Here is a 19,924-nt window from a genome sequence, read left to right as displayed (position 1 = left end):
TTACAAGGTGGGCTCTGTTTTCCATTAAAATAAAGCTAGCACCATACACTTGTATCGATAAGAAAAGGCATATAGTTATCCTTAGGCAAACAGAACCAGTGCCCAGAATACTAGGTCGCTCCCAGCTTGAATGACATGTTCAGTCAGGATTTAAGACAAAACACAAACATAGACATTTTCTATTTACTCCTTAATTAAGACAATGCTATTGAAGTAATAAATTCTGATACTTGATTATTTTTACTATTTATGATTTCCAAGAATTCTTTTATAGCTAAGAACCATGAATTCTATTTTCAATATTTCTAATCAGATTATCAAACACAATCGCGTAACACTGCTGCCGCTTTTTCGGCAGTAAGGTCTCTTTGTGGATTAGCTAGCATTTCATAACCCACCATGAATTTTTTCACAGTAGCAGAGCGAAGCAGAGGTGGATAAAAGACCATATGGATATCCCATTCTGTATGTTCTAGCCCATCAGTAGGAGCTTGATGCAGGCCAGCAGAATAAGGAAAGGAAACATCAAAAAGCCTATCGTATCGTTTGGTTAGCTTACTATAGGCATCTGCCAAATCTTTGAGCTGATTGTCCGACATAGCTGAGAGATTTGGTAAATGAACTTTAGGAGCAATCATAGCTTCAAATGGCCAAACAGCCCAAAAAGGTACTAGGATTACAAAAGTATCATTTTCATCAATGATTCTTTTCTGCTTTATTATTTCTGCATGAACATAGTCCACAACCATACTAGTTTGATGAATTTCATGGTATTTTTTGAAATTCAATTGCTTTTTAAAAGGTTCATCAGGGATGCTTTCTTGAGCCCAAATTTGTCCATGCGGATGAGGATTTGAGCATCCCATGACTTCACCTTTGTTTTCAAAGATTTGAACGTAATTGATATAATCAATTGAGCCCAAAATCTCATATTCTTTCTTCCAAGTCTTGACCACTGCAGTGACTTGCTCTAATGATAAATTGGGGATGGTTCTTGAATGGTCTGGTGAAAAACAAATTACCTTACAAACACCTCGCTCACTTTTGGCTTTGAAAAATTCACCTTCATCAAACGAGCCTATGGGAATATCGGCTGTCAGTGCTCCAAAATCATTGGTGAAGACGAAAGTGTCTTGATAATCTGGATTGAGCTCTCCTCCTACCCTTCTATTGCCGGCACAAAGAAAACATTCGGGATCATAAGAAATTTGTTCTTGAGCTATGATACTTTCTTGCTGACCTTGCCAAGGTCTTTTGGATCTGTGTGGTGAAACTTGCACGTAAGAACCTAAAAACGGATTATATCTTCTGTGACTATGATCTTCGAAATTGAAAACTTGGGACATGATTTTGGTATTAATAGGATTTGATAGGTGTTTTAAGAACTTATTGAATCGAAAAATCATAAATGATTTCATTGATATAAGTCTCACGAGGCTGCAAGATAACATTTTGAAATTTACTCTGATTGACAGCATTTGGAAAAGCCTGTGGCTCAAAGCAAAAAGATGACCGCTTTTGAAAACTCACTCCATTTTTGCCTTTAAAATTTCCATTGAGAAAATTTCCAGTATAAAATTGAATTCCGGGTTGATTTGTCCATACTTCCATACGGATTCCTGTTTCTGGAGAATATGCTGATGCTGCTCTAGAGATTCCTTCAAGATCATCATTCTTATCCAGTACCCAATTGTGATCAAAACCTTGAGCATATCTCAACTGCAGATCAGGATTATTAATAGCTGGAAGAATAGATTTTGGCGACCGGAAGTCAAAAACAGTTCCTTCTACCGATTGGATTTCACCAGATGGAATCATCATGCTGTCCACAGGAGTAAAATTTGATGCATAGATAACAAATTCATGATTTTCAATTTGATTAGATTCAAAGCCATTTAGATTGAAAAATGAATGATGGCTCAAATTCACTGGAGTTGCTTGATCTGTGTCAGCTGTATAGGTGATTTTAAATTCATCATTTTCAGTAAGTTCATAAGTCATGATCACCGTTAGGTTTCCTGGAAAACCCTCCTCACCATCCTTTGAGATATGTTTTAAAACTATCCGACTTTGGTCTTTTTCTACAATCTTCCAAATGACATTATGAAATCCTTTTTCACCCCCATGAAGAAAGTTAGAACCATTATTTGGTTTGAGTTGATAGGTAAAATCTCCGATCGAAAAACTTGCTTGAGCGATCCTATTGGCATATCTCCCGATAGCCGCTCCGAAATAGCTGTTTCCAAATATGAAATAATCTTCTGGGTGATTGAATCCCTGTACAACATCAGTCAAGTTGCCCTCCTTGTTTTTAACTTTCAACTCCATCACCCTTCCACCAAAGTTAGTGACTTTCATTTCCATCCCATTTTCATTCATTAATAGGAAAGTTTTGATCACTTTTTCTGATGAAGCGGACGTTTTGCAACTAATAAGAAAAAGTATTAGAACAAATTGAAAAAGGATCTTCATGGATTTTTTCAAGTTATTTTAGAACCTTATTAAAATATAAAAGAGGGGGATTCCCCCCTCTTTTATATTTTACTCCACTTTAAGTTTCTTAGTAAACCACTGATTTCCATGTTGAATCAGGACTACGTAGATTCCTTTTTGAAGTGAGTTATTGATTGTCACAGTTTGAGACTCTGTATTACTCATTGCATTTGAATAGATTGTCCTTCCAGTCATATCAGTCAAACTCATATATACTGGCACTGCTTCACTACTTGCTCCAGGAACCTGAATAGTCAAAGACTGACCTGCTTTTACAGGGTTTGGAAATACTTTGAACTCACTGTATTCTAGAAGGCTAGATGTATTTACTTCTACTTCTTGTTCGTTCAGAGTTCGCATCATTTCTTGACCACCTTCGTTACTAGTGATCACTATTTTATCTATAACAGGAGCGGCATTTTCAATAGGTGTAAGTTGAATAACATTTTCTCCAGCCTGCAATTCTAACTCTACGGTTTGAGTACCAGGCGATCCCCCTTCAAAGCAAAAGGCACCTGTTGGCAAAAAGTCGACAGTCTGAGCGACACCATTGGTAATGATTCTCATTTTTCTTAGAACTGGCGTGAAATAATGAAATTCAACACTATAAATACCAGCATTATTAATATTAATATTTCTGAAATTAATCTGATTACTAATGTTTGAGCCCAAGTTAACAACCTGCCCATTTGAAGCAGTAGCGCAAGTTGGTGTTTGCATAGAACCTATCAGTTCAGCTTCTTCTGCTTCAAGTGAGATCATAGTAGGCGCAATTCTTTTTGATTTTTCAAGTTTAATTTTGTCAATAATAGGACTTGCACCACTAAAAGGGTTGATATCTATCACATTCAGGCCTTCCTTAAGGATAACTTCAATTTTATGAATAGCAGAATTCCCGCCTTCAAAACACCAAAGTCCAGATGGAGCAGCAGATTGTGGAATTGGATTTTCTCCATTAACTCTCACTGAGAAAGCTCTAGCTACTTTACTGTAGTAAACTATATTTAATTCATATAGTCCTGATTCAGGTGCAATAATCTCCCCAAACCTAACTCCATTTGAATTAATATTTCCCATATTTACATATTGACCTTCTGATGCTAATTCACAACCTTGAATAACTGCATTCCCTAAAATTGTTGCAAACTCAGCTTCAAATTCAAGAAGTTCTTGGATAAGAAGTACATTAGGATCAATTTGCTCAGGTAGTTTACCTTTACTAGCAACTGCTATCCTATCAATAGATACATTTCCACTAGCATAGCCTATCCTTACTTCATGGTTTCCGGCAGTTAGGAAATAGCTAAATTTTCGATCTTCTTCGTTGTAACTATGGTGAAACTTTTTCCAATACCATTCAAAAAGTGGATTTCCTAAATTCTGCCACTTTCTGAAAGGTTCACCATCTACTGAAATCCATAGACTATACTCTTCCTCATCAAAGGCCTGGATTTTTGCCCAAAATTCATATTCATCAGCTTCTTCTACTGTTATTTGATATGTTAGGAAACCATCACTTCCTGGAGGGACAATACTGCTTTGTTGTGCTGAAGGAGAAGTGACAAACTTGCCATTAATGGCCCTATCTGCACTTTTTATTTCCCAAGCTGCACCTATATTTCCATTTTCTGCTTCAAAAAAATCAGTGAAATCTGTCTTTACCAATCCCCAAGTAAGAGAATCTGGAATGCAGAAACCTGTTTCATTTAAAAACAAATCGAAATCTGCCGGTCCAGAAGTGAATGCAACTTGATCTAACAAAATATTAGAATTAGGGAATTCAATAGTTAACCTGTGCCTTCCTTCTCCCAAATCATAAAACCGTGGAATTTGGAACCAAGTAAATGAAGAGGCTACAAATGGAATTACTTGACTGAGTTCATTTCCATTGACCGCAATCCTGATAGATCCATTTCCGCCCATATTTCTGGCTCTTATCCAAACTCGATATTGATCAGCACTTTCAGAGTCTAAATCAAATTCAAAATGAATCTGTTGGGCAATAGGACTTTCACCTTCTTTATTTACATTTCCTCTGATATAATATCCATTGGATGCATTCTCATCTTGGATTACATTCCACTTGCTTCCTAAATAATCTCCACATTCAGCTTCAAAAGCGAACGAATTGACAGGTTTCGGGACAAATGGTAAATCCAAACCCTCCAGATTATTTGGTGAAGCGTAGGTATCCATTGGTATAGATGGATTTGATTCAAGAGCAAGAAATAATTCTCCAATTGAAGTTAAATTTCCATTTTCATCTGTATACTCTGAAGTTTCTGGATTATTTGCAGGATCGGCAAGATCGGGATTAGGTGGGAAATACGCGTATCGCTCAACATAATCTAGACTTTCTAGATAAGGTAAAGCCAACTTCAGGAATTCTTCTTGAATCGCTGTACTTCTATTTTCGTTAGCATTAAACTCAGTAATCCAAATAGGAAGTTGATAAATGTTATAGACATTTGTCAGGTAGTTTTTGAACCTATTAAAAATTGCTTCTGGATTCGCATTAGGTGTGTTATTTGGATTACTACCATAATCATACCAGTGCACAGCCAAGAAATCGAATCTTACATCCCGTTCTTTTGCTATTCGATTAAATTCAAGAAGCCATGTTGTCGGTCCATTTTCCCTTGGTGCTGGTGAACCTAATCGAACCCCTGTACCCATAAGATTTTCAAAATAAGCAACAGCTACCTCAGGATCACACAAATTATTGAATTGCCCTGATTGTCCAAAGCAATTATCTGATTCGTTAAACCCTAAAATATGAGTTGTGGTTTTTAACCCTATCATTTGGTCAATATTTGCAGGAAAGGTACCACTTGCTCCCCAAGCCATCGGGACATAATCATAATTGGGCTTTGCTTTTTCATTCAAATTCCAATTGTAAAACCAACCTGCATCTATTTGTTCATGGATTTTCCCTGTTCCTTTTTTGGTTACCCAATTCCAAGGAACTACTCGAATAAAACTTACATTCCCCTGTAAAGCAATTGGAAGAGCATCAATCTCCATATCTTTTTCTGAGGCTATATAAACTTTACTTTTGCCTGTTCCATTCGTGTTAATTGCAAAAGTTACCATAAACCCACGTTTGAGAATAAAAGAGTTTACCGAATTATCGCCAAGTGGAATTGCTGATCCACGATAAATTAAATCTTCAGATATTTTAGCAGAAACTCCTTCAAAACTTAAAGAACTAAATACTTCAAGAGGGAAGTAAGACTGATCAATGGGCCTGATCAAGGAGCCTTTTTGATAATATTGATTGACTCTATACCCTGAGCCAATCGAAGATTCTAAGCCACTGATTTTTATTTGGTTGTCTAGGAAACTTCCAAGTTTATCAGGAGTGATCCCATCCCAATAGATCCAGGATGCAGCATCCAAAAAGTCGAACTGAGTCAAGGGAGAAATGGTAGTTGTAGAAATTTTCAGGGTACTTTCATTGCCTAGACTAATAACTCCTTGAGAGATAGTAGAAGATGATTTTAGCGTAGCGCCATTCAATGTCAATCCAATATCCAAGCATCCAAATTTAATATCATCAGATGCTATCACTTCAGCATTTTCAATATATAGATTGAAGGCTATTGGTTGCCCCGGAGATAAGGTACCAATTGCTGGTGTTTTATCTTTATCGGGGTCATGCTCACTGAGGCATATTACATTCGGGTTTTTATTAGCTCCTGGCAGGCATTCAGGCTTGGCTGACTGTCCGAGTTCTCCAATTTGACCTGGAGGAATAGGTGTCGATGGAGTCTGTACTGCCTCTCTCCAATTCAATTCATTAAAGAAATCATTGTTCACATCCCCTACCCAATAGAGGTATTTGTTGGATTGGCAGGGATTAGAGTTTCCTTGTAATGCGAGTACTTCTGATGGTATCATTAGGGAAAATCCCAAAACCAAAAGGAAGGCTGACATTACCTTTTTGTAAATTTGTTTCATGATATTTTTTGGTTTACTATTAATTATTTTGATAAAAATCAAGCTCTAAATTACCTTATAAGTGCTTGTTTTAGGGGGCTATATCATTCAAAACAGAGGGGTAAAAAGTCTATTTTTCGAACCTAAAGAACTCACTACCAAGCTGTCCAATTCTGGGGATTAACTTAGCCATGTACAAGATTTTGACCTTAGCTAAAAATAAACCTTCATCATATACCCTAGGCTATAATGATTGAACTATAAAAAAACACCTGAAGCGAAAGCCTCAGGTGTTAAAAATTAATACTCCCAATTATTTACTTTAATTCCAATTGTTGGATTTTTTCATACTCGCTTCCTCTCAATTCCTCAAACCTTGCAATCAACTTCTTCAAAACCTCAGGCTGAGATTTTGCAAGGTTATTATTTTGACCAGGATCTGATTTAAGATTGTACAGCTGATATTCTGAATCATTTCCCAATTCTATATTAACAAGTTCATTTACTTTAGGCCCATCGTATGGCGGAATCAATATATAATCTCCACTTCTAAAGGCTGTTCTAGACGTCGCTTCCAAAATAACTTCAGCTCTACCCTCATTTGAATTTCCTAATAGCACATCCAATAGATCCACGCCATCTTCTGTTTTGATATCACTCCCCACCAAAGTTGATAATGAATTCAACAAATCAAGCTGTGAAACCAAGGCTTCGGACACTCCTGGCTGAATGGTTCCTTTCCAATAGGTCATAAAAGGCATTCTCGTTCCTGCTTCAAATAAGCTATATTTGCCTCCTCTAAAGTGCCCCCAAGGTGTATGATTGCCAAGTTTTTCTACTGCATGATCATAATAGCCATCATTCAAAACTGGCCCATTATCAGAAGAAAAAATCACTAAAGTATTTTCCAAAACCCCTTCTTCTTCTAAGGTTTTCATAATCTCTCCAACACACCAATCTGCCTCCAAAATCACATCTCCTCTAGGACCCATTCCTGATTTTCCTTCAAATCTTGGATGTGGTGTTCTTGGCACATGAGGTTGCTGCATGGCATAATAAAGAAAAAATGGATTTTCTCCTCGGCTTTTTTCTTTGATAAACTGTTGGGCTTCTAGTAGGAAATGGTCAGCCATATCTTCGTCCACCCATTTGGCACTTTCGCCACCTTTCATGTAACCGATTCTTGGGATTCCATTGACAATGCTGCTGTTATGACCATGATGCCACATCATTTTGAGCAATTCAGGGTTATTTTTTCCTGTTGGTTCACCTTCGAAGTTATTATCATAATCAACTAGAATAGGATCTTCTTTATCTAAACCTACAACATTCCCATTCTTGATATACACCGTAGGTACTCTATCTTGAGTAGCAGCCATGATGTAAGCATAATCAAATCCCACTTCATTTGGTCCTGGGCTTATCTTTTCATTCCAATCGACAAAGCCATCTCCAAGACCTAAATGCCACTTACCCACGATTCCAGTATGATAACCTTTGGTTTTGAGCATTTTGGGAATCGTCATTTCATCGGTTTCAATCAATAATGGTGCAGTACCAGGAAGTATTTTGGCATTGTCATTTCTCCAAGGATATGTCCCTGTCAATATTCCGTACCTGCTAGGTGTACATGTAGCAGAGGTGGCATAGGCGTTGGTAAACTTGAGACCTTCATTGGCGAGTCTATCCATGTTTGGCGTATAGATTTCTGTGGCCCCGTAAGCACTCAAGTCTCCATAGCCTAAATCATCTAAATAAATGATCAAGACATTGGGTTTTTTAGTTTCAGTTATTTCTTCACTTTCTTTGGATTGACAAGAGAAAATCATCAATAAACTGAGAAAAAGAAAATTCAAAATTTTAGTAATATGCATAAGTTTATTTTTCTATTAGACTATTACTTATTTTCAGGCTGGCTAATTAGGTAGATCTTATCATAAAGATCACGTTGTTTGGCTTTCCAATCAGCACCTTCTAAGAATAAGGGATGGGGCAAAGCCAAATCCCAATCGCCTAGTTTACGGAGAAGCCTTTCAGCTATCTCAGGATATTGAAAAAATAAGTTATGCTGTTCTGAAATATCCTTTGAAATATCAAATAATAGAGGTAATCTATCAGGTATTCTTATTAGTTTCCAATTTTCTTCTAGAATACCAGCACTAACAGTAAATTTCCATTTTAAAGTTTGGTGGGGATTTCCTTGTTTTTCTCCATTTAGAAAAGGAATTAGATTTACACCATCCAAACTATCCTGTTCTACTACTTTAATTCCGACCGATTCCAAGAATGTTGGCATCAAGTCTAATGCAGAAACGGCTGGTGTATAAGTAACACCTTGAGGCAAGGTTCCGTCCCATTGGATCATCATCGGAACTCGGATACCACCTTCTAGCAAAATACCTTTCTGACCATTAAAAGGTGCGTTGTTTGAGTGATTTTGATCTACTGGACCACCATTATCACTTAAAAAAACGATCATCGTGTTTTCCATCAACCCTTCTTCTTTCAAAGTTTGGACAATTCTACCCACATTGATATCAAGTCGATGCACCATAGCCAAATAAATCCTTCTATCCTTATCAGAAATGTGAGAAAACAAAGCTAAATCTTCTTCAGTCGCATGCATGGGTGCATGAGGAGCATTGAATGAAGCATACAGAAAAAAAGGACGATCTTTGTGACGTTTGATGAAATTAATACATTCATCACCTTTGTCATCAGTAAGATATGTGATTTCTTGAGGCGTTTTATAATTACTTTCCAAGGGTGCTAAATATCCTTGTCCTTCCTTCTCTGATTTAAAATAATGATGTCCCCCAGCCAAATATCCCCAAAATTCATCAAAGCCTCTATTTATTGGGTGAAATTGTGGATTTGAACCAAGATGCCATTTGCCTATTATCCCAGAAACATAACCAGCTTCCTTCAACCGGTCTGCAATGGTTTTTTGTTCAATAGGGAGACCAGCATATTCAGGATCAAATCCCTTTTGATTAATTGCAAGGTTATTATCATAGCCGAAACTAACCTGATTTTTCCCTGTCAACAAGCCTGCTCTAGATGGACTACAAACAGGTGCTGATACATAGGCCTGTGTGAAATTCACTCCTCCTTTGGCTATGGCGTCTATATTTGGGGTTTGAATTTGTTTACTGCCATTCAAACTCAGGTCTGCATAACCCAAGTCATCTGCAAGAATCACAATGAAATTAGGCTTGGATGATTGGGCAAAAACCGAAACATCCAAGCAAAAAACTAACCCTATATAAATGAATAATTTGGTCATAATTTTCAATTTTTATCAAAAAAAGTAAGGTTCCAATTATCTCTCCACCTCAAAACAGGTTTTTGGTTTTCAAACTCAACGGGAAGAAAAATATAACTTCCGTCGATAGGATTATCAGGTGTCCATCTATCTCCTACGAAAATAAAAGCATCTTTTTTGCCAATAACTGGAATTACGGCTGTACTTTGAGACCAAAAGGTAGTCTTCATTTCATCCTCTGTACCTATACACATATTTCCTAATGCAGTCCATGGGCCCATGGGATGGTCAGCTACCGCAGATTTTCCTGGATTTGGTTTCCAACCTGTTAACCCGGAAGAAAACATATAATACTTTCCGTCCTTTTTAAATATCGCAGGGGCTTCATTTTGCTCGCCATGAAGTACTCGGGTATAATTTCCAGAAAAATCCATATAGTCATCAGTCAATTCTGCTACATGAAGTGTTTGGTTATTTTCTGATGAATGTACATGATAAGCTTTGCCATCGTCATCTACAAAAAGGGTCATATCTCGTGCCATTTGACCGTTTTCAAAATCTCTTCTCAAATACAGCCCTAACCTAACAGCATCTTTCCATTCTGGGGAAGGTCTCACATAACTGTCAACATCTGCGGACAATGATTTAAGACTATCTGGGTAATTCGTTGGCCATATTCCAGCATGAGGATTGACACTTTTGATATAATTATAAGGACCTGTGATATTGTCACTTATAGCTAGACCTGTCATAGCAGCTTCATAGCCTCTATCCTTGAGTTCGTGGTGAAACCACATCACAAACTTCTTTGTCTTTTCATTATAAATCACTTTTGGCCTTTCAATGATACAACCTTTTACCAAAAGAGAATTGGGATCATCATGGACTTCCAATGCGATGCCTTCATTTTTCCAATTATAAAGGTCTTTAGATGAATAAACTCCCACACCTACTTGGGCTTTATTTCCTTCTTCACCTGCAATCTTGTGCTCTCCAAACCAATAATAAGTATCATTATGAATTAAAAAACCTCCACCATGTGCATTGATATGTGTATTTTGATCATCAAGCCATACTTGACCTGGGGAAAAACTCTGGTATTTCATTTGACAAGCAAGTAGGAAGGTCAATGATAGAATCGTTATTGCAAATATTTTTTTCATTTGTATGCCATTTTTAATTGTTAATAAATTTTATAGCGCCAATACTTGGGTTGGCATCAATTGGGTTTGTTAGAAAATCCTGATTCATTTCTAAGCCAGACATCAAGCCAAAGTCATCGCCTGGGATAAAAGATATCGGAATGCCTTTTGTAACCACATCATCCAAAGGAATATAATCCTGAGGATCCAAACCTCCAGCATTTTTAAATCTAGCGGAGCCAAAAAGAGGCTTTTGATCATTCAACATGCTATTTTTTGGCCAGTTGGTTGAATGGAGAAAAAGGTTATTTTCAAAGAGAACCCTTTGCAAATTCTTATCTCCTTTACTTTCATCCGGTTTGTATTGGTCTCCAGCAACAAACTCAACAGGGCCTTCCAAATGGAAGATATTATTGACAATCAAAAGACCATTAGAACCATTATCAACTGCAATTTTTGAGGTCTGGCCAGGTTTGACATAAATTGTGTTGTTATAGAAATAAGAGTTTATTGGGCCTTTTCTAGGTTTTTGTTCCCCTTGATATCCACTTAGCCAAAATATTTTCCCTTCTTGAAAAGCACCGTTTTCTCCTTTGATTCTGTGGCCATCATTTACACTGATATTGTAGCGGTAGGCGCAATTGTAGTTATTTCCTAAAATCTCACAGAACCCACCTGCATTCTCCGCACTAAAGTTGTATTGAAGAATTACATTATCACAATTGAAATCAATATGAGCACCTGCAGAATCTCCTGGTCCATTGGCATGTGTAAACCTATTATGTTCTATCATGACATAAGAAGCTGACCAAGTCCAAAGTCCTGAGCCCCTACCCCATTTCCTAGAATCGTCTTCACTGCCAGAGTAACTCACATCATTACCTTTCACATGGACAAACTTGACACCTGACATTTGAATTCCCGGACCGCCTGTTCGGGTTACTTCATTATCATAGATCCGAATGTTTCGAATATTCTGCCTTTGCGTTCCTGTTAGTTTGATTCCTGTGTGACTTACATTTTCAATTCGTGAATTCCTGATTTCAATCTGTTCTATTTCTGAATTATCTTGTGCAACCAATCGGATTCCCCATCCATATTTTTGGGTACCATTAGCAGACCGTACCTCTGCTTGAGACCTACTAACACCCTCTTTTTCATGAAATACATTTTTTATATTTAAGTCTTGCAAATGAATGTTTTGAATCTTATCATTTCCGATTCCTAAAAGCATTACACCTACACGCATTTCTCCATAGCCAATATCATCTAAGGGTCCATTTGCACTAATCTCAAGACTTCTAATGATAATATGACTTGAGTTGGATACAAAGACACCATTCAAAAGACCTCGGGCATTGATGATGGCTTTGCCTATTGAGGTGGTTCCATTATTTTGATAAGAGTCTATGAGGATGGGATGCTCAAAACTTCCATGAACATTGATGATTGATAAAGTTTCGGTAAACTCTTCTCCAGCAGCCAATAGTATCCGATCACCTGGCTCTAGTTTCAATTCGCCTAATTTACCCAAAGATTTAAATGGTGACATTTCAGAAGTACCATTAGCGAGATCGTTACCAGTTTTAGGATGGAAATAATAGTCTATTGCTTCTGCACCGTAGGTGAAGTATAACAGAAGAATTACAATACATACAGAAACTTTTGTCTTCATAGATAATACTGTGATCTGTGGGTTTTTATTCATTGGATTTTTTACCGAAACGATCAGGATTCAATTTTGAGTAGGCCTCATCTTCCATCAAACCCATAAAAAGAGGATCTTTCAAAAAGCTTTTCCAGCTATTGATTTTTTTTGTCAAATCATTTAGCTGAAATTGATTATTTAAGGAAAGATTTCTTTTTTCAGAAATATCAGACTTGATATCAAATAAGTATTGCTGCTTTGGTTCAGTTATCATTTTAAAGTCAGCAGTTCGGATTGCATAGCGATCAACTTTGTGATTTCTCCAAAATAAAGCTTCGTGTGGTGCATTTTTGTTTTCACCTATTAGAAAAGGAATTAAATTCACTCCATCCAATTCATTTTTAGTTCGAGCACCTAATACACCTGCTATTGTCCCGAAGATATCAAGTGAAATAATGGGATGATCATAGGTGTGACCTGCCGGTATAACTCCCTTCCATTGGACAGCAAAAGGCACCCTCACTCCTCCTTCAAAGAAATCTCCCTTTTTACCTCTTAAAGGTTTGTTGTCAGAAGCATTATCTGCGGTAGGTCCTCCATTGTCTGAAAGAAAAAAAACAAGAGTATTTTCTTCTATTCCTAATTCTCTCAACAAATCCAAAATATCGCCCACTCCATCATCCACTGCGGAAACCATGGCTGCATAGGTTTTCCTTTTTTCATTTGAAATATTTGAAAATCTTTTCAAATATTTTTCAGTCGCTTGTAAAGGACCATGTGGAGCATTGTACGAAAGAAATAAAAAGAACGGGTCTTTATGATTCCTTTGAATAAACGAAACCGCTTCTCTGGAAAAAGCATCTGTCAGGTACTCATTTTCTTCTACCCTACTGTGATTTTTTAATAGCTTGGTTCTGTAAGATCCATATTCCGATCTAACTTCGAACTCATCTTTTAAAGTCAAGTTCTCTGGGAAGTATTGGTGCCCACCACCAAGAAAACCATAAAACTCATTAAACCCCCGTTTATTAGGATGTAGTGTTTGATGGGCTCCTAAATGCCATTTTCCGATTATAGAAGTTTTGTAGTCGGCTGCTTGAAGGTAATCTCCAAGAGTCTGTTCTGTGAGTGGAAGACCCATAGTGGAATCGTTAGGCGCATATAATGGATTATCTCCAAACCCAAATTTATCTTGATATCTGCCAGTAATTAAACCGGCCCTACTTGGCCCACAAACTGCATAAGACACATACCCTGAAGAAAATACAGTTCCATTCGCTGCAATTCTATCAATATTTGGGGTTGGTATTTGGTCACTTCCATTAAAACCCACATCAGCATATCCTTGATCATCGGTTAAGATGATTATCAGATTAGGCTTTTGGATAGATTGACTATTTACCTTCAAGTTGATAGTAAAGAAAATCACCAAAAGCGATATATGGAGTTTAAACAAAGACATCATTAAATTTGGTTAAAATATAAATCAAGTTTATTTAGATTTCTGAAATGCTAGGCAGCTACTTGTTTGATGTAAGAGCGGCTGGAATTTGAAACTTATTCGCATTTTCGTGAGACTTTATTTTTTTTGAAAAACTCGAACATAATCCACTAAATATTCCTTTGGAAATGTGGTAGTAGAGGGATCTCCTCCATTAGAGCCAATGGCTAGGTTTAACAAGATGAAGTGAGGTTGCTGAAAAGGATTAAAGCCATCCGGATTTATAGTCCTAGCTAGGTCCACTTCATTGAGCAATTCATCGTCAAGGTATAAGCGAATATAGTCTTGGTTCCAGTCCATTTTCCACACATGAAATTTTTCCGCCCATTCTGGATCACGTTCTATAAATTTCCTAATCGGAATCTTAGCTTTATCCCAAGCGGCACGTTTGTCTGAACTGGCCCAAGCTGCATTGGCCAATAGGGTCCCCTCTCCATTTACCTGATAGTATTCCATTATATCAATCTCACCATTTGCTGGCCACCCTTGGGATTCACCCAAAGTCCAAATTGCTGGCCACATGCCAATAGCCGTATCTATCTTGGCTCTTACTTCAATAATTCCATACTGAAAGGATTTCTTACCCTTAGTGTTAATGCTTGCGGAAGTATATTTGGCAAACTCTTGGTTTTTTTTCCAGTCATTGCTGTTTGGATCATAGGCTTCATTTTTAACTTTTTCCCTTTTACCTTCAAGTATCAAAAGCCCGTCTTTGATATTGGCATTTTCTGGTTGGTAATATTGGAGTTCATTGTTTCTTTTCAGGCCAATTTCGTAAGTCCAAAAGTTCTCGTCTGGTTTGCCGTCTAAAGCAAATTCATCATGCCATACAAGTTTGTAGCCTTCAGGTACCACTAATTCGTTTTCGGGAATTGTAACAGATTGATTACACGAAATACCAATAGCAGCCAGTATAGGAAAGAATAAATTCAACTTGTTCATATGGATTTTGATTCAAATCTTATATTGACTGTCAATGGATTTAGAATTCTTATTTTTAATCAATAGAATTCAGCCACACAGCCATTCCAAATAGTGGCAGAGCACTCGTGATGCTCTGCCACTATTTAGATCTTATTGCAAAATATTCTGTCAGATCAATTCCAAACAGGATTTTGAACTAAATTCCTGTTTGCATCCAACTCAGATTGAGGAATAGGGAATACTTCTGATCTTCTACCTCTGTATTGAGGATTGAATGGCCCAACAGGATCAGCCGCGGCTCTTGCATATCCTTCTTGCATGGTACCCCATCTTTTCAGATCAAAGAACCTAAGGGATTCAAAAGCCAGTTCTACCCTTCTTTCATGTCTGACAATATCAATTAATTGACCTTGGCTTAGCCCACTTCCTTCAACATCCTCAATCACTGGCATTCCTGCTCTAACTCTAACTTGATTAACCAAATCATAAACTTCACCTAATTGACCTAATTCAGCTAAAGCTTCAGCACGCATCAACAAAACATCCGCATATCTTATTAAATAAAAATCTTGTCCCCCTGGTGCAAATACGGCAATACCCTCAGGGGATGCCTGATTTCTGGTATATTTTCTCCTTCCAAAACCTGTAGGAGTGTTTCCAATAAATGGCCTATTCAGGTCAACTAGGAATATATCTCCAGGGAAATAAATAGAGGCACCCAATCTTGGATCTCTGTTTTCCTTTCTGTTCTGAGGATTATAAAGTGGTGACTCAGATATTGGCAATCCATCAATACAATAATAATCATCCACCAAGTTTGCCATTGGAGAATCATCCACTTTTGGCGCCCCTAAAAATGTTCCTGAGAAAGTTTCAGTATTATTGGATTGATCAATAATAAATCTAATTGAGAATACTATTTCATTTGACAATTCACCAGCTTCTGTGAATAACTGCCCATAGTTATTGTGCAATCCGTATCCTAATCCTAATGTTTCATTTGTGAATTCTACAACCTTTTGATATTCTTGATTATACAGTGCCCATCTTGCAGCCAAAGATAAAGCAGCTCCTTTGGTTGCATAGCCAAATTGGGATCCAGGGTAGGAATTTGGCAATGTTTGAATTGCTTTGGCCAAATCCTCTTCAATAGCTAATTTAATTTCATTATATGAATTCTTAGGAACATAGGCCGTTTCTAAAGTTTGAACCTCTAAAATTAAAGGAGCTTCCTCAAAATAAACAGCCAGATTCATATAGAACAATGCTCTAAGGAAATATGCTTGTCCTAGTAGAACGCCTTTTGATTCTTCGCTGATATTATCAGGTGAAATATTGCTGATATTACTTATTGCTGCATTTGCTCTCCCAATTCCAACGTAATTGGCAGTCCAAAAAGAATTGAAAAATGGGGTTGCAGGATCTACATTGGCTTCCATAAATATACCAGGTCCTTCCCATTTAAAGGAATTGAAAACATTGTCTGATAAACCGTCATATTGAGGGATACCAGCATTACCATTCAAATTTCCACTATATAAAGCTCTACTTTGTAAAGCTGCATAAACGCCATTAATACCTAACTGTGCATCTGCTTCAGTCAGCCAGAAATTTCCTTCTGCTAATTGGGTAAGTGAACCTCTATCGAGGAAATCATCCGAACAAGAGGAAATAGTTAGAATAACTGTAAGATATATAAATAATTTTTTCATGATTATTAGAATTTAAGGTTGATGCCAGCAGTATATACTTTGTAGAGTGGAGTAGTTCTTTCGGTATTTAGCCCCCTCTGTCTCTCAGGATCAAAGTTTTTGACTTTTGTTAAAGTCAGTAAGTTCTGTCCACCTATAAATATTCTGGCTCTTTGCATCAAAAGCTTTTGTGCTACTGCTTTGGGTAGGTTATAACCAATTTCAATATTCTTTAACCTGAAGAATGACATGTCTTCGATATAGAAAGTAGAAATCAATTGGTTATTCACTCCTCCTAACCTTGGAAGGTCTTCGGATGGATTTTCAGGTGTCCATCTATTTTGCCAATAAGAAAGCGCGTTATTTCTATCATCCACCATTGGAAGTTGTCCATTCCCCTGCATAATTCTGTCTACTCTTCCCAAACCTTGGAAGATTGCAGTCATATCAAAGTCCTTGAAGGTCAAATTAAGATTAGCTCCATAGATCCATCTTGGGAAAGGATTCCCTATCACTACCCTATCATTGGCGTCAATTACACCATCTCCATTGGTATCTGCATATCTTATATCTCCAGGCCTTGTCAGATTGCTTCCAAATTGAACAGGTGCACTATCCACTTCTTCTTGAGATTGGAAAATACCAATAGCTTGATAACCAAAATAAGACTGGAATGGAACACCAATTCTAATGATATTATTGCCAGTTATCGTTTCTTCCCCACCTTCTCCAAGATTGGTCACTCTATTATCAGCCATTCTAGTGACATTCCCACCGATTTCCATTCTTACAGGACCTAAGGTCTTTCTGTAATTTACAGCTAGCTCTATCCCTTTATTCTCCATCCCAGCAGCATTTTGCGCAGCTAAATTTGTAACCCCAATGGAATTAGGAATAGGGAAGTTTGTATAAAGAATGTCGGAGCTGATTCTTCTAAAATAATCAGCGGTTATATTCAATTTGTTTTGGAAAAGTGCCATATCCAAACCGAAGTTATATTGCTCAATTCTTTCCCATCTGATACCTGGATTTGCTAAGGCAGTCAAAGCGACAGCCGGAACTATGGTGTTTTGTCCAATATGGTAATCTAATCCAGTATTGTAGGTCTGCTCGAAAATATAATTTCCAATTCTATCGTTGCCACTGATACCCCAGCTACCTCTGACTTTTAGATCTGAAAATACCTGTGAACCTGCCAAAAAGCTCTCTCTACCAATATTCCAGCCTGCAGATACAGATGGAAAAGTTCCGTATCTATTTTCAGAACCAAACTTAGAGGAACCATCTCTTCTTAAATTGAATTCAAAAAGGTATTTTTCTTCATAATTATAATTGACTCTACCAAAAAATGACTGCCAAGCTTCTTCTGAGGCACCACCACTTACAGAAGGGTTAATAACTCCACCACCATTGAATTCTTGAATATTGTCAGTTGGAAATCCCTGAAGCGTGCCACCAAAACCATCCACTTTGTCGTAAATCACAGAGTGACCTAACATGAAGTTGAAGTTGTGTGAATCATTAAAAGAAGTATTGTACCTTAGGATATTTTCATTCATTAACCTGTAACTGAAATTCAAGTCATTAGAAAGTCTATTCAATAGATTCTGATTAATAATATTGCCGTCCCAATCTCTGATAACTCTGGTTGGCGCGAAGTCTGAGATATTCGCAAAATTTACAATTAAGCTCCCACTTGTTTCAAAAACTAATCCGTCTATAATTTTTGCTTGAAGCCCCAATCTTTCACTGAAATTGATATTGTCATTTTCATGATCGCCCCTAAATCCAGTTTCTAGAACGTGATTGATTGGATAGGAGCTATTTTGATTTAAATATGCCCCATCAGCAAAACCTAACTCACCATTAGGGTAGCGAACTGGTATGGTCGGAGCGGATCTTTGAAATTGGTTGATGATACCAGTCTCTCCTGTAATCGCACCAGGGCCACCTGTAGGGCCTCTAAACTTTGCCCAATAAGCATTTGTTACATTAGTTACAGTCAACCATTCATTAGGAGAAGCAGTTAGATTGATGCCCAAAGTAAATCTTTCATTTTGAAACTTACCCTGTACTACTGCTTCCTGATTCAAATAACCAACAGAAACTCTGTATGTTGTTTTGTCAGAGCCTCCAGTAAATCCCAAATAATGATTTTGAATAGGTGCATCTCTCAAGGCTACTTGTGCCCAATTTGTATTCGCATACATATTTGGCATTGTTCCATTTCTTATCGCGTCAATGGCTTCATCAGAATACCTGATTTGTGCATTAGGACCATTTAAATTGATATCCCTTTCATTTCTTAATTGAGCATATTGTACACCATCAAGGTATTCAGGCACCACAGTTACTCTTTGAAAGCCAATAAAATTGTTATAATCAACTGAAAACTTGCCTTTTTGACCTTTCTTAGTGGTAACTACAATGACACCATTGGCGCCTCTAGCTCCATAAATGGCAGCTGCTGATGCGTCTTTCAAAACAGATATACTTTCAATATCAGAAGGGGCAAGATTATTAAACTCTCTTAACCCTTCGTATTGGATATTATCTATTACTACGAGGGGAGTTGTCCCTCCAAAAGATCCTTGACCTCTAATGATGATGCCAGATTGATCACTTCCTGGAAGACCGCTTGCTTGCGTAAGTTGTACACCAGCAAATCTACCATACATCAATTGACCTGAATTTGTCACAGGTTGATTGACTGCATCATCAAATCTGACAGTCTCAACAGAGCCAGTAAGATTAAGCTTCTTTTGCTCTCCATACCCTACCACCACAAATTCTTGCATCAATTCTTCTGATTCAGAAAGTGTAATATTGATAGATGTTTGATTCCCTACTGCTCTTTCTTGTGTGGCGTAGCCAATGAAGCTGAAAACCAAGATTGATTCCGAGGATGGCACGTCGATAGAAAACCTACCATCTATATCTGTAACTGCACCACGGGTTGTACCTTTTAATGTTACGGCAACCCCTGGCATCCCATCTTTGTCTGACTGTGAAATCACCTGACCTGTGACTTGCCTATTTTGTTGAAATGCTTCGGCCTGATAGATCGTAATGAAAAGTACTAAGGTAAGTAAGCTAATGCTTTTACTCCAGCAAGACGAAAGGTACCTATCAAGTCGATTCTTAGTAAATAATGAATCCATAAATAGTGTGTTTTGGTTTATTGTTGTTTCTGAGAAATTAATTATTTCTCTTCCAAAGTTGATTTTAATAATTTATATAGAAGGGTATCAATCAATCATATCAAGGGGCAAATCAATCAATATAAAAAAACACCTCAAAGAGGTGTTTTTTCAATCTTTC

General features: G+C 37.4%; 11 protein-coding genes. All 11 read right to left on the bottom strand.

What is annotated here, in order from left to right; translation table 11 throughout:
• Positions 1-317 precede the first annotated feature (317 nt).
• Complete coding sequence (locus BW935_RS06315) at positions 318-1,346, bottom strand: UDP-glucose--hexose-1-phosphate uridylyltransferase (protein WP_076499928.1); 1,029 nt, start codon at positions 1,344-1,346, stop codon at positions 318-320.
• Positions 1,347-1,386: 40 nt separating this feature from the next.
• Positions 1,387-2,472, bottom strand: a complete 1,086-nt coding sequence (locus tag BW935_RS06310; protein ID WP_076499628.1) for an aldose epimerase family protein — start codon at positions 2,470-2,472, stop codon at positions 1,387-1,389.
• 69 nt (positions 2,473-2,541) lie between these two features.
• Positions 2,542-6,453, bottom strand: coding sequence for a glycosyl hydrolase (locus tag BW935_RS06305; RefSeq protein WP_076499626.1), 3,912 nt, complete (start codon positions 6,451-6,453; stop codon positions 2,542-2,544).
• A 296-nt stretch (positions 6,454-6,749) separates the two neighbouring features.
• Entirely contained in the window at positions 6,750-8,306 is a 1,557-nt protein-coding gene (locus BW935_RS06300; protein WP_076499624.1) for a sulfatase family protein, read from the bottom strand.
• A gap of 23 nt (positions 8,307-8,329) precedes the next feature.
• The gene (locus BW935_RS06295) at positions 8,330-9,718 is read right to left on the bottom strand and encodes a sulfatase-like hydrolase/transferase (protein ID WP_076499622.1); all 1,389 of its coding nucleotides are present in this window, start codon (positions 9,716-9,718) and stop codon (positions 8,330-8,332) included.
• 5 nt (positions 9,719-9,723) lie between these two features.
• Positions 9,724-10,860: a glycoside hydrolase family 43 protein gene (locus BW935_RS06290; protein WP_076499619.1), complete on the bottom strand. Its 1,137-nt coding sequence runs from the start codon at positions 10,858-10,860 to the stop codon at positions 9,724-9,726.
• Between the two features lie 13 nt (positions 10,861-10,873).
• On the bottom strand, positions 10,874-12,547 hold the full coding sequence (locus BW935_RS06285; RefSeq protein ID WP_139325506.1) for a right-handed parallel beta-helix repeat-containing protein: 1,674 nt from the start codon (positions 12,545-12,547) through the stop codon (positions 10,874-10,876).
• Positions 12,540-13,952, bottom strand: coding sequence for a sulfatase-like hydrolase/transferase (locus tag BW935_RS06280; RefSeq protein ID WP_076499617.1), 1,413 nt, complete (start codon positions 13,950-13,952; stop codon positions 12,540-12,542). The genes BW935_RS06285 and BW935_RS06280 overlap by 8 nt, the downstream gene beginning before the upstream one ends.
• A gap of 114 nt (positions 13,953-14,066) precedes the next feature.
• Complete coding sequence (locus BW935_RS06275) at positions 14,067-14,930, bottom strand: glycoside hydrolase family 16 protein (RefSeq protein WP_076499615.1); 864 nt, start codon at positions 14,928-14,930, stop codon at positions 14,067-14,069.
• 155 nt (positions 14,931-15,085) lie between these two features.
• Positions 15,086-16,624: a RagB/SusD family nutrient uptake outer membrane protein gene (locus tag BW935_RS06270; RefSeq protein WP_076499613.1), complete on the bottom strand. Its 1,539-nt coding sequence runs from the start codon at positions 16,622-16,624 to the stop codon at positions 15,086-15,088.
• A gap of 5 nt (positions 16,625-16,629) precedes the next feature.
• Positions 16,630-19,764, bottom strand: a complete 3,135-nt coding sequence (locus BW935_RS06265) for a SusC/RagA family TonB-linked outer membrane protein (RefSeq protein WP_076499610.1) — start codon at positions 19,762-19,764, stop codon at positions 16,630-16,632.
• Positions 19,765-19,924: the final 160 nt, after the last annotated feature.

The sequence above is a fragment of the Belliella pelovolcani genome, assembly GCF_900156785.1.
GTDB classification, from domain to species: domain Bacteria; phylum Bacteroidota; class Bacteroidia; order Cytophagales; family Cyclobacteriaceae; genus Belliella; species Belliella pelovolcani.
The sequence above is the reverse complement of the archived record's forward strand: the minus strand, read 5'-3'. Positions and strand labels throughout refer to the sequence as shown.

Coding starts and splice junctions, on each gene's coding strand:
- BW935_RS06315 (WP_076499928.1), bottom strand. CDS start 1,346: ATGTCCCAAGTTTTCAATTTCGAAGATCATAGTCACAGAAGATATAAT.
- BW935_RS06310 (WP_076499628.1), bottom strand. CDS start 2,472: ATGAAGATCCTTTTTCAATTTGTTCTAATACTTTTTCTTATTAGTTGC.
- BW935_RS06305 (WP_076499626.1), bottom strand. CDS start 6,453: ATGAAACAAATTTACAAAAAGGTAATGTCAGCCTTCCTTTTGGTTTTG.
- BW935_RS06300 (WP_076499624.1), bottom strand. CDS start 8,306: ATGCATATTACTAAAATTTTGAATTTTCTTTTTCTCAGTTTATTGATG.
- BW935_RS06295 (WP_076499622.1), bottom strand. CDS start 9,718: ATGACCAAATTATTCATTTATATAGGGTTAGTTTTTTGCTTGGATGTT.
- BW935_RS06290 (WP_076499619.1), bottom strand. CDS start 10,860: ATGAAAAAAATATTTGCAATAACGATTCTATCATTGACCTTCCTACTT.
- BW935_RS06285 (WP_139325506.1), bottom strand. CDS start 12,547: ATGAATAAAAACCCACAGATCACAGTATTATCTATGAAGACAAAAGTT.
- BW935_RS06280 (WP_076499617.1), bottom strand. CDS start 13,952: ATGATGTCTTTGTTTAAACTCCATATATCGCTTTTGGTGATTTTCTTT.
- BW935_RS06275 (WP_076499615.1), bottom strand. CDS start 14,930: ATGAACAAGTTGAATTTATTCTTTCCTATACTGGCTGCTATTGGTATT.
- BW935_RS06270 (WP_076499613.1), bottom strand. CDS start 16,624: ATGAAAAAATTATTTATATATCTTACAGTTATTCTAACTATTTCCTCT.
- BW935_RS06265 (WP_076499610.1), bottom strand. CDS start 19,764: ATGGATTCATTATTTACTAAGAATCGACTTGATAGGTACCTTTCGTCT.